Origin of the sequence: Luteibacter sp. 9133 (assembly GCF_000800155.1) — a bacterium.
GTDB classification, from domain to species: Bacteria; Pseudomonadota; Gammaproteobacteria; order Xanthomonadales; family Rhodanobacteraceae; genus Luteibacter; species Luteibacter mycovicinus.
The window spans coordinates 775029-787830 of record NZ_JUHO01000001.1 but is presented as its reverse complement, the minus strand read 5'-3'; the positions used below and the strand labels follow the sequence as shown (position 1 = coordinate 787830).

Below are 12802 nucleotides of genomic sequence, written 5' to 3'. Positions count from 1 at the left end.
TTCAGCGGGATTCAGGGGTTCACATGACATCGTTATTCTTCGGCGGCCGCCACGCGGCCGCGCCGGCTCGTGCCCGTTCGCGCATGTCGACCTGGCTGGTTGGCGTGTGCCTGCTCTTGCTGGCAAGCGTCGCCCATGCCTCGAACTGCCCGTCGCAGTCGATCACCGTGGCCTCCGGCGGCACGGTCGTCACGGACTTGAGCAACTGCACGACCAGCGGCATCAATGGTTACCAGTCTCCCCCGCAGCATGGGGTGAACGACAGCCGTAACAACAACTCCACCGGCCTGGTCTACTACACGAACAACGGCGACAGCTCGACCACCGACAGCTTTTCCGTCATCGACGGCGATGACAACTCGGTCATTCCCTTCAGCGTCACCGTGCAGCAGGCGGGTCCGTCCATCACGACGACCACCCTGCCCGACGCGACGGTAGGCACCGGGTACAGCCAGTCGCTGGCCGCGTCGGGCGGTTCGACGCCGTACACCTGGAGCCTGACCGGCGGTAGCCTGCCCAACGGCCTCACCCTTTCCTCGGCAGGCGTAGTCACTGGCACGCCGACCCAGGCCGGCAGCTTCAACCCTGTGTTCACGGTGACCGACAGCGGTAACCGCACCGCGTCGCGTGCCATCGCTTTCAACGTGTCCGCCCCGACCCTGGCGATTACGCCGGCGACACTGCCCAACCCCGTGATCGGGACGGCCTACAGCCAGATGCTCGGCACGTCCGGCGGTACCGCGCCGTATACCTATTCGATCAGCGGCGGCACGCTGCCGCCCGGCATCAGCGTCTCCAGTACCGGCAACGTGTCCGGCAACGCGACGACGCCCGGCAACTACAGCTTCACCGTGAGCAGCACGGACAGCTCCACGGGCAGCGGCGCGCCTTTCAGCACGACGCGGACCTATGCGGTCACCGTCAGCGCACCCACGATCACGGTCGCTCCGGTCACCTTGCCGAACCCGACGGTCGGTGTGGCCTATTCGCAAACTATCAGCGCTTCGGGCGGCACCGCGCCCTATACCTTCGCGATAACCGCGGGAGCCCTGCCGGCCGGCATGACCCTCGCCGGCGGCGGCGCTCTCAGCGGCACACCGACGGCGGCGGGCACCTTCAATTTCACGGTCACGGCCACCGACAACGGCGGCTTCACCGGCAGCCGCGCCTACACCATCACGGTGGCGGCGCCGACCATCGCGATCGCCCCAGCCAACCTGCCCAACGCGGTGGCCGGCCAGGCTTACTCCAGCACGGTCACCGCCAGTGGCGGAACCGCGCCCTATGCGTTCGCTGTCACGGGCGGCTCCCTGCCCAGCGGTATCACCCTTTCATCGACCGGCGTGCTGTCAGGCACGTCCACGGTGGCCGGCACGTTCAACTTCACGGTCAGCGCCACCGACAGTTCCAGCGGGGCCGGTGCACCGTTCAGCGGCTCGCGTGCGTATTCGCTCACGGTGGGTGCACCGTCCGTGGTCGTCGCACCGGCCACGTTGCCCAACCCGACCGTCGGCGCGGCCTACTCGCAGACCGTGACCGCTTCGGGCGGCACGGCACCCTACACGTTCGCCGTCACGGCCGGTGCCACGCCCTCCGGGCTGAGCCTGAGCGCGGCCGGTGTACTCAGCGGCACGCCAACCGCTGCGGGTACGTTCAACTTCACCGTCACGGCCACCGACGGCAACGGCTTCGATGGCGCGCGCGCCTATACCGTGACCGCCGGCGGACCGACGCTGGTGCTTACCCCGACCAGCCAGCCCACGGGGCACGTCGGCCAAGCCTACACCACGTCGTACTCGACGACGGGCGGTACCGCGCCTTACCACTACACGGTGACCGGCAACCTGCCGACCGGGCTTTCGCTGGCGGACAACGGCACCCTCAGCGGGACGCCGACGCAGGCGGGCAACTTCCCGGTGGCTATTCACGTCACCGACAGCAGCACGGGTGCGGGCAGCCCGTTTACGGCGACGGTCAACATGACGCTGGCCGTCGATGCGGACCCTCTCGTGCTGACGCCCGCCAGTCCGGCGCTGACGGCCACCTACGGCGTCAGCAACAGCATCACATTTACCAGCAGCGGCGGCTCGGCACCGCGCACCCTGTCACTCACCGGTGCGCTGCCGGCGGGCATGAGTTTCGATCCGGCGTCCGGTGTGCTGTCCGGTACGCCGACCGTGACCGGCAGCTTCCCCTTCACCGTGACGGTGACCGACGGCAGCCTGACGCCAGCGACACTCAGCCGGAACTACACGCTGACCATCGCGGCCGTCACCGTGGTCGTCAGTCCGGCCACGCTGCCAGGCGGTGTCGTGGGCACCGCCTATAGCGGTTCGCTCAGCGCCAGCGGCGGTGCCGCGCCCTACACCTTCGCGGTGAGCACGGGCGCGCTGCCCGAGGGCATCACGCTTTCACCGGCGGGCGCGCTGTCCGGTACGCCGACGCGCAGTGGCGCGGTGAGCTTCACCGTGCGTGCGACGGATGCGCATGGCATGGCCGGCACGCAGGCGTACTCGGTCACCATCGGCGATGCGGTGCCCGTGGCCGTCGCCGATACGGCCAGCACGGCGGCCAACCAGGCGGTGACGATTCCGGTGACGGCGAACGATACCGGCGTGATCACGTCGGTGGCCGTTGCCGCGGCGCCGACTCACGGCACCGCCGTGGCCGACGGCACGTCGGTGCGCTACACACCGGCGACCAACTTCTTCGGTACCGACACCTTCACCTACACGGCCATCGGTCCGGGCGGTCGCTCCCATGCCGCGACGGTGACGGTCAACGTGCAAGCGGGTGCGCTACCCGTGGTGCCCGACCAGGCGGTGACGGGTGTCGCCGGTCAGGCGATCAACGTCAACGCGACCCAGGGCGCCAGCGGCGGTCCGTTCACCGCGGTGACCCTCGTCACGCCACCGGCGGCGGGAACCGCCACGGTGAACGGCACCACGATCGCCTATACCGCTCCGGCGGATGCCAGCGGTACGCAGCGCTTCACCTATACGCTCACCAACGTGTTCGGCGTCTCGCAGCCCGCTACGGTCACCGTGACGGTGCAGCCGCGACCGGTGGCGGTGGCGCTGACCGCCACGGTCGGTGCCGGCCAGTCCGTGCAGGTGGACCTGACCGGCGCCGCGCGCGGTGGCCCGTTCACCGATGCCGCCGTGGTCTCGCTCTCACCCGCGCAGTCGGGCGCGGCCACCATCGTCAAGACGGCCACGGGCTATCGCCTGGACTTCGCCGCCGCCGCGGCGTTCTCCGGGCAGGCGCAGCTCGTCTACACGCTGTCCAACGCGTATGCCGTCTCGCAGCCGGCCACGGTGACGATCACGGTGACTGCGCGGCCGGATCCGTCACGCGATCCGGAAGTCACCGGCATCCTCGGTGCGCAGGTGGACGCGACGCGTCGCATGGCGACCGGCCAGATCAGCAACTTCCAGCAACGCCTGGAATCGCTGCACGGCGCCGCGTCGTCGCGCTTCAGCAACGGTCTGAGCTTCAGCTCCGGCGGCGGACGCAATGCCGTGCAAAGCGAGCGTCCGGGCAAGGGTGTGGCCGAGTCCATGAACGATCCCGACGCGCCCGCTTTCCTGCAATCCGACGCGCGCCCGGCGCCGACCCAGAGCGGTGGGCAGGCGTCGCCGGACGACGTGTCGTTCTGGACCGGCGGTGCCGTGAACTTCGGCGCGACCGACCGCGGCACGGCGAGCAACGGTGTCGACTTCACCACCTCGGGTGTCAGCGTGGGAGCGGACAAACGCCTCTACAACGCGCTCACCCTGGGCCTCGGCGTCGGTTACGGCCACGACGCCAGCGACATCGGCAAGATGGGCAGCCGCAGCACCACCACGGCTTACAACATGGCGCTGTACGCGAGCCTTAGGCCGAGCGACAGCACGTATGTCGATACCCTCTTGGGTTACCAGTGGCTGGACTTCGATGCCCTGCGCTATGTCACGGCGGATGGCGGCCGCGTTACCGGCAGCCGCAACGGCAGGCAGGCCTTCGCCTCGGTGGCCTTCGGCTACGAGCACGACGATGGCACCACGCGGCTGACGCCCTACGGGCGACTTGACGTGGCCCGCGCGCAGCTCGACGGCTACACCGAGCGTGGTGATGCCACCTATGCCCTCGATTACCGCGGACAGACGGTGCGCACCTCCACGGGCGCCCTCGGCCTGCGTGCGGAGTTCCGCCTGAAACGCGATTTCGGGACGCTGGTGCCGCGTGTGCGCGTGGAGTATCAGCGCGACTTCCAGGGCGCCAGCAACGCGAAGATGTCCTATGCGGACCTGCTGGCCGGGCCGCTTTATCGGGCAAACGTCGGCGATACCGCACGCAACCACACGTTGCTGGGCCTCGGCGTCCAGGCCCAGTTCGACAGCGGGCTGACGCTGCGCGCCGAATACCAGGCGTTGTTCGACTCGGGCACGCATGCCAACCAGTCGATCCTGCTGGGCATCGAGAAGGCGTTCTGACCGGCCGCGGATCCACGCATCGTCATGATGCGTGGATTCCGCTTCGGTTCCTGCGGCAGATCCGCCGGTGTACCCTAGGCCGATGCTCAATAACGACACCCTCCGCAGCATCCGCTACATGCTCGACCTCGGCGAGGTTCATGTGGTCGAGATCCTCAAGCTCACCGGCTTCGATGCCACCCGCGAACAGGTCGCTCCCTGGCTGCGCAAGGAAGACGAACCCGACTTCGTCGAGATGCCGGACATCGCGCTGGCGCACTTTCTCGACGGCCTGATCATTCATCGCCGCGGCCGCGACGAGAGCCAGCCTCCCCGCCCGGTCGAGGCGCGCATCAACAACAACCTCGTGCTGAAGAAGCTGCGCGTCGCCTTCGAGCTGAAGGAGGACGACATTCTGGCGCTGATGGCGAACGTGGGTTTCCGCGTGTCGCGCGGCGAGATCAATGCGCTGTTCCGCCAGCCGAAGCACAGCAATTTTCGTCTGTGCGGCGATCAGTTCCTGCGGAATTTTCTCAAAGGCCTGACGGCGCAGGTACGCGGGGCGTGAGAGGGACGCATGGCAGCGAGCGCCTCAGCGCCGCCGCCATACCAGCTGCCGCACGATGAGCGCCACGACCAGCACGGCGACGAACGCTCCGTACGCCCAGAGCGCCGGCACCACCTGCTGCCAGATGGCGCCGCTCTTCGGACCGAACTGATCGGCCGCGGGCAATTGCACCGCGTCGAAGGCGATCAACGCCGACTGGATCGCCGCGGTCACGGCGGCTAGCAACGCCAGCACATCGAAGCTGCGCCGCGTGCCGTTGGTCAGCAGCGACTTCGGATAGCGCCAGTACGCCCAGCCCAGGACGATCAGCCAGGGCGCCAGCAGCATGAGCGCGAGATAGCGCATGCGTCAGGCGCCTTGCCCGATGTCGCCGGGATGGACCATGCCTCAGCCCGCCGCCTTGTTCGCGGCTTTAGCCGCCGCTTCGTCCGCCGTCACGGCGGCAAGCACGTCGAGTGCCGTACGCAGGCGAAGGACAAGGGCGGCGCGAGCCGCCTCATCCGGATACGACTGGCCTTCGGCGACGACCGCGCCGTCGACCAGCAGAACGATACGGTCGCCCTGCGACTCGAGCGCGGCCTGAGCGCCACCCAGCGTAGCGAGCGTCTGGCGCAGCGTCCCCGCGGCTTTGGGATCGGCGAAGGACCGTGACAACAACAGCTCTTCGCCGTCCGCGCCGAACAGGCGGAAACGGAAGCTGCCGTCATCCTCCCGGAAGCTGGCGAAACGCGGCGGCTTCGCTTTCGGCGCGGCAGCCGGCGCAGCCGCAGCGGCCGGCTCATCAGCCACCTTCCGACGATGCCGCGCGTTACGCAGGCCGACGGCCTCGCGCAGCGTTTCCACCAGCGGAGCGGCGATGGCGCGTGCCTTGGCCGCACCGGCAAGAAGGATGTCCTCCATGTCGTCGGGGCGGGCCATCAGGTCTTCATAACGCGCGCGCATCGGCGCGACGTCGGCCTCGACGCGCTCGAACAGCACCGTCTTGGCCTCACCCCAGCCGATACCGCCGTGCAGGGCTTCTTCGAAGGCCTGCGTCTCCGCCGGTGTGGCGAACGCCTTGAAGATGGTGAACAGCGCGGAGTTGGCGCTGTCCTTCGGCTCACCCGGCGCACGCGAATCGGTGACGATTTTCATGATCGCCTCGCGCATGCCCTTCGTGCCGCCCTCGAACAGCGGAATGGTGTTGTCGTAGCTCTTGGACATCTTGCGACCATCCAGGCCCGGCAGGGTCGCCACCTGCTCTTCGATGTGCGCCTCGGGCATCACGAAAAACTCGCGCCCGTAGGTATGGTTGAAGCGCTGCGCGATGTCGCGCGCCATTTCGATGTGCTGGATCTGATCGCGGCCGACCGGCACCTTGTTCGCGTTGAACGCGAGGATGTCCGCCGCCATCAGCACGGGGTACATGTAGAGACCCGCCGTAACGCCGGCGTCCGCGTCTTCCTGCTGCTCGATGTTGCGGTCCACGGCGGCCTTATAGGCATGCGCACGGTTGAGCAGACCCTTGCTCGTCACGCAGGTCAGCAGCCACATCAGCTCCGGAACTTCAGGAATATCGGACTGCCGGTAGAACGTGGCGACATCCGGATCCAGGCCCGCGGCCAGGAACGACGCGGCGATCTTCAGACGGGACGCCTCGACGCGGTCGGCGTCGTCGCTCTTGATCAGAGCGTGATAGTCGGCCATGAAGTAGAACGCATCGACGTTCGGATCCTTGCTGGCCAGAACGGCCGGGCGGATCGCACCGACGAAGTTGCCGAGATGCGGCGTGCCAGTGGTGGTGATGCCGGTGAGGACGCGGGTATGCATGGGAACCTGATGGGCTACGGACGATAACCGTCCGAGTGTAGCCCGCGAGGCGGCCCGGGGGCGACCCGGGCCTGCGACGCGTCGTCGCGATCAGCGCATCAGGGTGGATTTACCGAACAGCGATTCCACCAGGTCCACCGCCAGCTTGGCGGTCTGGTTGCGCTTGTCGAAGGCCGGATTCAGTTCGACGATGTCCAGAGAGCCTACCCGGCCGGTGTCGGCGATCATCTCCATCACCAGCTGGGCTTCGCGGTAGTTGGGTCCTCCGCGCACCGTCGTGCCCACCCCGGGGGCGATCGACGGATCGAGGAAGTCGACGTCGAAGCTCACGTGCAGATGGGTGTCTTCGTCGACGCCCGACAGGGCCTCTTCCATCGCGGCCTTGATACCGATCTCGTCGATGTAACGCATGTCGTAGATGTCGATGCCCACCTCGTGGACGAAACGCTTTTCGCCCTCGTCCACGGAGCGGATGCCGATCTGGCGGAAGACGTCCGGCGAGGTGGCCGGCACCGTGCCGCCGATATGGGTCAGGACGTCTGGGCCGTAGCCGCACAGGCAGGCCACGGGCATGCCGTGGATGTTGCCGGACGGGGTGATCTGGCTGGTGTTGAAGTCCGCGTGGGCGTCGAGCCAGAGCACGCGAAGCTTCTTGCCCGTGTCACGGCAGTGACGCGCCACGGCGGAAATCGAGCCGATCGCCAGGCAATGGTCACCGCCGAGCATGATCGGCAGGTGCCCCTCGGTGAGCGCGGCATGGATCGCGTCGTGCACCGCGGTGTTCCAGGCCACGACGGCATCGAGGTGGCGATAACCGTCCACCGGGGGCTCCCACGGATTCAGGGGGCCGACCAGATTGCCGCGATCGACGACATGCATGCCGCGCCTGGCCAGGCGCTCGGCCAGACGGGCGACGCGCAGGGCCTCGGGGCCCATGGAGCTGCCGCGGTGGCCGGCGCCGATGTCGGTGGGGGCGCCCACGAGGGCAACCGAACGGGTGGTGGGACTCATCGGAATGTACTCAGCATCCGGCAAGTTTACACGGGCCTTTAAAACACCCACGTTGCAGCGCGTCAGGGCATGTGAAGACCGACAGGCCTCCGGTCAATGCGATGAGACGTAGGGCGACGGCGTCATCGCCGCGGGCAGCGCGAAGTTCCGCTTCATGCGCTCGACCTCTTCGACCGGCGGCCTGCCGAACAGGCGCTTGAACTCCCGGCTGAACTGCGACGCGCTTTCGTAACCTACCGCCGTTGCCGCCGCCGCTGCTGTCGCGTGCTGGCGAAGCATGAGCAGACGTGCCTGGTGCAGCCGTGTGGACTGGACGTAGCGCATGGGCGACGTCCCGGTCATCGCGCGGAAGTGGGCATGAAACGTCGGCGCGCTCATGGCCGCTTCGTCAGCCAGTTCATCGACGCTCAGCGCATCGCGGTAGCGGCTGTGGATCATCCGTATCGCTCTCGCCACCATGCCGAACTTGCCTTGCTGCGCCAGTGCGGCGCGCAGCGACCCGCCCTGCGCACCGGACAGTATCCGGTAGTAGATTTCGCGCACGAACGCCGGGCCCAGGATGTCGGCTTCCGGTGGCCTGGCCAACGCTTCGAGCAGGCGAAGCACGGATACCGCGAGTGCGTCCTCCATCGGCGAGGCATACAGCCCTCGCGGAGACGCGGTGGACGATCCCTGTCGTTCGTCGATCCGCATGCACAGGTCGGCCGCCATCCCGTGATCGAGGCGAAAGTAGATCGCCAGCAACGGCTCGTCGGCGGACGCATCGGTCTCCATCGTGAAGGGCACGGGCACCGAAACCACGAGGTAATGCTCGGCGTCGTAGACGAAGACCTCATCACCGAGAAGCCCCCGCTTGCGCCCCTGCACCACCACGACGATGCCGGGTTCGTAGAGCACGGGCGTACGACTCAGCGGCCGGTCGGACCGCAGGAGACGCACGTCGGACAGCGGCGTCAGGGTGTAACCCTCCGCGGGTGCGAGCTCGCGAAGCAGGTCGATCATGCGGCGTCGGAGGTGGGAATCCATGACGACATGGTCCGCCTTATCGCCTGTCCCGGCAATCGCCACTCATAGGATCAGGCAAGCACGCCACACCCCAGGCCATGGGAGGCAAGGGGTACGGAGCCTAGCATGGCTCCCCTACCTGACCAGGAGACCATCCATGTCCAGCAAGACCTTTTTCATCACGGGTGTCAGCAGCGGTTTCGGCGAGGCCCTTGCCCGCGAGGCCCTCGCTGCCGGCCATCGCGTGATCGGCACCGTGCGCAACGAAGAGGCGCGCCGCGCGTTCGAAGGGCTCGACGAGACGCGCGCCCACGGCATGCTTCTCGACGTCACCGATATCGACGCGATTCCCGCTGTCGTATCCGACGCGGAAGCGCGCTTCGGACCGGTCGATGTTCTCGTCAACAACGCCGGTTACGGGCACGAAGGGATCTTCGAAGAATCGCCTCTCGATGAGATGCGCCGACAGTTCGAGGTCAACGTGTTCGGTGCCGTGGCGGTCACGCAGGCCTTCGTGCCACGGTTTCGCGAACGTCGCCGCGGCCACATCGTGAACATCACCTCGATGGGCGGCTTTATCACGATGCCGGGCATCGCCTACTACTGCGGCAGCAAGTTCGCTCTGGAAGGCATCAGTGAGGTGCTGGGCAAGGAACTGAGCCCCTTCGGCGTCCATGTCACCGCCGTGGCACCCGGCAGCTTCCGTACCGACTGGGCGGGCCGGTCGATGCAGCGTTCACCGCGCAGCATTCCGGACTACGACGCGACGTTCGATCCGATCAGGCAGGCACGCCAGGAGAAAAGCGGCAAGCAGCTCGGCGATCCGGCAAAGGCGGCGAAGGCGATGCTCGCCCTGGTCGAGTTGCCCGCCCCGCCAGCGCATCTCCTGCTCGGCAGCGATGCATTGGCTCTGGTCCGCGACAAGCTCAAGGCGATGGCGGACGACATGACGAGGTGGGAAACGCTCACGCGCTCGACGGATGGTTGATCATCCGATGGTGCCGACACCCGGATTCGAACTGGGGACCTACCGCTTACAAGGCGGTTGCTCTACCAACTGAGCTATGCCGGCGAAGTCGCGAAGTTTATCAGAAGCAGCCCGTCGGTCGAGCACTCACCGCCGGATTGCGCAGGTTGCGGCGAAGGTCGGCGCCACCGTCATCCGGGACAACCACATCCAGCCACCAGACCGGCGTCGTCTCCGTACGCTCACTCATCCGTGCGGGGAACCCGGCGGCAACGACTTCGTCGCGGCGCTTGCGGGCGTTGGCGGGATCATGGAACAGGCCCAGCGCAACCGAGTTCTGCAACTCCCCCTGGGCCGTCACGACGAAATAATCCTTGATGCCCTTCGCTTCGAGCCGACGGGCCTGGGCCAGCGCCAGTTCGCGTGTCGACTGCGAAGGAAGAAAGACGCGCCAGCCGCGGGATTCGCTGGTCGTCTCCTGGCGCTGGCGGCTGCGGACCGTGCGCGGCGCGATGGCGGTACGCGCGGTGCGCAGGTCGACCTGATTGGCGAAGGGACCGATGGCCAGGCATTTGTAGCTGCGGCGGGGACTGGTCGGCGCGTCGGGCTGTGTCGGCGCGGTATCCACCGCCGCCCTGGGCGCCGTGGGTGCCGGTTTCGCCGCGGCGGCAGCCAGCGCCGCTGTCGCCGAGCTGCCGGAGACCGGCGTCACGGGCGAAGAACTACCCGGCGTGCTCTTTGCAGCCGTCGCGGGTGGCGTTGGCGCTGCTACAGGGGCCGGTGCCGGTGCCGGTGCCGGTGCCGCCATGCTGGACGTGGTCGTGCCGGCCGCAACCGGGCGCCCGGCAGCGGTCGCGGGCGCCGTGCTCGCGGCGGCGGGCACTTCGGCCAGCAATTTCAGTCGGGGCACGCCGCTGTCGGTGGGATCCACCGCGTGCTTACCGGTATCGCCCAGCAGCAGCCACGCGGCTACCGCGATATTGAGGGCGATCAGCAAGACGAAGAACAAACGCAGCAGCATGGTGGCCTTGGGCTTACGGTGGGGCCTGCTCGCGTTCCCCTGTAAGAACCGGCGGCGTCCGGATTCTAGGCGATCTTGGCGGTCTCGGTGTGTGCTTTGGCCCAGACGGCCAGACCCCGAAGGACGGTGTCGGGCACGAGCAGCACCTCGCGCTCGAGCAACGGCGCCAGTACACCCGCATCGCCGCCGCCGAGGGTCACCGTCGGGTGGCCGCCAAGCAGGGGTGCCGAACGCTCGACAAAGCGATCGACCAACGCGGCGCATGCCTGCCAGCAGCCCGATGCCAGACCGTCGGCGGTGTTATCGGCAAGGTCGCGTACCGCACCTGCGCCACCGGGGCGCACCTGCACGGTCGCGCCCAGTACGGATTGCTGCATCAGCAGCGGCCCCGGCGCGATCCATCCGCCGAGGTGCCGGCCATCGGCATCCAGCGCATCGAGCGTCAGAGCCGTGCCGACGCTGGCGAGGACGCAGGGCGAGCGACCCGCCGCGTGCGCATCGACCAGAGCGAGGAAGCGATCCACGCCGAGGCGATGAGGTTCGGCATACGCATTGGTGACGCCGCAGGCTTGCGCGGGCGTACGGACCCAGACCGGCGAGAGGCCGAACGCCTTCTGCGCCGCCACGGCGACCGCGGTCTCCCGGGCGGGATCCACCACCGACGCACCGACGACACGAACCGGCGCCGGCCAGGACGCCCACAACGTCGCCAGTTCGTGCGCGATATCCGCATCCCAGCCAAAGGCCCCGCGATGACTGAATTCGGCGCCATCGAGCAGCGCGAATTTCAGTCGGGTGTTGCCGAGGTCGAGCAGAAGAATCACGCGCCACTCCTGCGGACGGAGACATCCGCACTATCGACGGTCACGGACTGGCCGTCGGCACGACGCACACGCAAGGCACCGCGCTCGTCGACACCCTCTCCGGTGGCGTTGTACTCGCCGCGAGGATCGATGATGCGCAGTGGCTGGTCGCGCAACAGGTCGTTGGCCGCGTATTCGTCGGCGAAGGCCGCGAAGCCATGTCGCTCGAAGGCAAGCAGCCCCTCCGCAAGCGCGGACACGACCGCCGTGGCGACGCGATTCCGGCCCGGCGGCTGGCCGCCAGTGAGTTCCGCCAGATCGGTGATCGGTTGTCCCGCACGCTCGTGCAGGGTGTCCGGGAGCCGGATGTTGAGACCGACGCCGATGATCGCCGCGCAGGGACCGGAGTATTCGCCGGACAGCTCCACCAGGATGCCGGCCAGTTTGGCCTGGCCCGCCAGCACATCGTTGGGCCACTTGAGCCCGGCCGTGCGGACGCCGAGTTCGTCCAGCGCGCGGATCAGCATGACACCCACCGCCAGCGAGAGGCCCGACAACGACGCGAACCCCGAGTCGAAACGCTTCAGCACCGACAGGTAGAGATTCATGCCCGGCGGCGAGAGCCAGGTCCGGCCACGCCGCCCGCGCCCTGCCGACTGGGCTTCGGCCATGACGAAAGCCAGGTCGTCCAGCGTAGGAATACGCCGCGCCAGCTCGCTGGACGTGGAGTCGATATCCCAGTGCACCTCGAGCATGCCCACGTGCGACGAAAGCGCAGGCTCGAGCGCCGTGCGGATGCGCTGACCGTCAAGCAGTTCGGTCGCCCACGGAAGCCGATAGCCGCCGCCCACCTTCGCTTCGACGGGCACGCCTTTCAGACGCAGCGACTCGATCTGTTTCCAGACGGCGGCACGGGTCACACCGGCCTGACGGGCCAGAGTGGCGCCGGACACGGCATCGCCGCCGGCAAGGGCTTCCAGGAGGTCGCGTGCGAGCATGGGCTGCCGTGAGGCCGTCAGGCGGCCGGTGTCAGGGGGAGGGAGAGCCGGGGCATCGGGTAATTCTAGGGCAGCCGCGAGGATTTCGCCCGCATGGCGCCGCAGAGCCCGATGACACACCTCCAGCACTGGCACCGTTTCGAAATATCTGAGAGGATCGGTCGGT

Annotated in this window: 10 protein-coding genes and 1 tRNA gene; 3 read left to right on the top strand and 8 right to left on the bottom strand. The window is 67.8% G+C overall.

Annotated features, from left to right (window positions below; genetic code table 11):
* The first annotated feature begins 23 nt into the window (after nucleotides 1-23).
* Nucleotides 24-4475 (top strand): putative Ig domain-containing protein, encoded by a 4452-nt coding sequence (locus FA87_RS03235; protein ID WP_052191121.1) that lies wholly within the window; start codon nucleotides 24-26, stop codon nucleotides 4473-4475.
* A gap of 82 nt (nucleotides 4476-4557) precedes the next feature.
* Nucleotides 4558-5022 carry a DUF1456 family protein gene (locus tag FA87_RS03230; protein ID WP_043692352.1) on the top strand — a complete coding sequence of 155 codons (465 nt, stop codon included), beginning with the start codon at nucleotides 4558-4560 and terminating at the stop codon, nucleotides 5020-5022.
* Nucleotides 5023-5046: 24 nt separating this feature from the next.
* Here FA87_RS03230 and FA87_RS03225 read toward each other — a convergent pair whose 3' ends face one another.
* The 4 genes from FA87_RS03225 to FA87_RS03210 all read right to left on the bottom strand — a co-directional run bounded on the left by FA87_RS03225 (nucleotide 5047) and on the right by FA87_RS03210 (nucleotide 8868).
* Nucleotides 5047-5367, bottom strand: a complete 321-nt coding sequence (locus tag FA87_RS03225) for a hypothetical protein (protein ID WP_036115867.1) — start codon at nucleotides 5365-5367, stop codon at nucleotides 5047-5049.
* Nucleotides 5368-5409: 42 nt separating this feature from the next.
* Nucleotides 5410-6831 (bottom strand): tryptophan--tRNA ligase, encoded by a 1422-nt coding sequence (locus tag FA87_RS03220; RefSeq protein ID WP_052191120.1) that lies wholly within the window; start codon nucleotides 6829-6831, stop codon nucleotides 5410-5412.
* Between the two features lie 90 nt (nucleotides 6832-6921).
* The gene (gene rocF / locus FA87_RS03215) at nucleotides 6922-7842 is read right to left on the bottom strand and encodes an arginase (RefSeq protein WP_036115869.1); all 921 of its coding nucleotides are present in this window, start codon (nucleotides 7840-7842) and stop codon (nucleotides 6922-6924) included.
* A gap of 93 nt (nucleotides 7843-7935) precedes the next feature.
* Complete coding sequence (locus tag FA87_RS03210; RefSeq protein WP_043692351.1) at nucleotides 7936-8868, bottom strand: AraC family transcriptional regulator; 933 nt, start codon at nucleotides 8866-8868, stop codon at nucleotides 7936-7938.
* Between the two features lie 136 nt (nucleotides 8869-9004).
* Between FA87_RS03210 and FA87_RS03205 the strand changes: the two genes are divergently transcribed.
* The gene (locus FA87_RS03205) at nucleotides 9005-9835 is read left to right on the top strand and encodes an oxidoreductase (RefSeq protein WP_043692348.1); all 831 of its coding nucleotides are present in this window, start codon (nucleotides 9005-9007) and stop codon (nucleotides 9833-9835) included.
* Nucleotides 9836-9843: 8 nt separating this feature from the next.
* Here the strand turns inward: FA87_RS03205 and FA87_RS03200 are convergent.
* From FA87_RS03200 to FA87_RS03185, 4 genes are all read right to left on the bottom strand, one after another.
* Nucleotides 9844-9919: transfer RNA gene (locus FA87_RS03200), tRNA-Thr, on the bottom strand.
* A 16-nt stretch (nucleotides 9920-9935) separates the two neighbouring features.
* The gene (locus FA87_RS03195; protein WP_043692345.1) at nucleotides 9936-10835 is read right to left on the bottom strand and encodes an SPOR domain-containing protein; all 900 of its coding nucleotides are present in this window, start codon (nucleotides 10833-10835) and stop codon (nucleotides 9936-9938) included.
* Nucleotides 10836-10900: 65 nt separating this feature from the next.
* On the bottom strand, nucleotides 10901-11659 hold the full coding sequence (locus FA87_RS03190) for a type III pantothenate kinase (protein WP_043692343.1): 759 nt from the start codon (nucleotides 11657-11659) through the stop codon (nucleotides 10901-10903).
* The gene (locus FA87_RS03185; protein ID WP_043692338.1) at nucleotides 11656-12636 is read right to left on the bottom strand and encodes a biotin--[acetyl-CoA-carboxylase] ligase; all 981 of its coding nucleotides are present in this window, start codon (nucleotides 12634-12636) and stop codon (nucleotides 11656-11658) included. Before FA87_RS03185 ends, FA87_RS03190 begins: the two co-directional genes overlap by 4 nt.
* Nucleotides 12637-12802 lie beyond the last annotated feature (166 nt).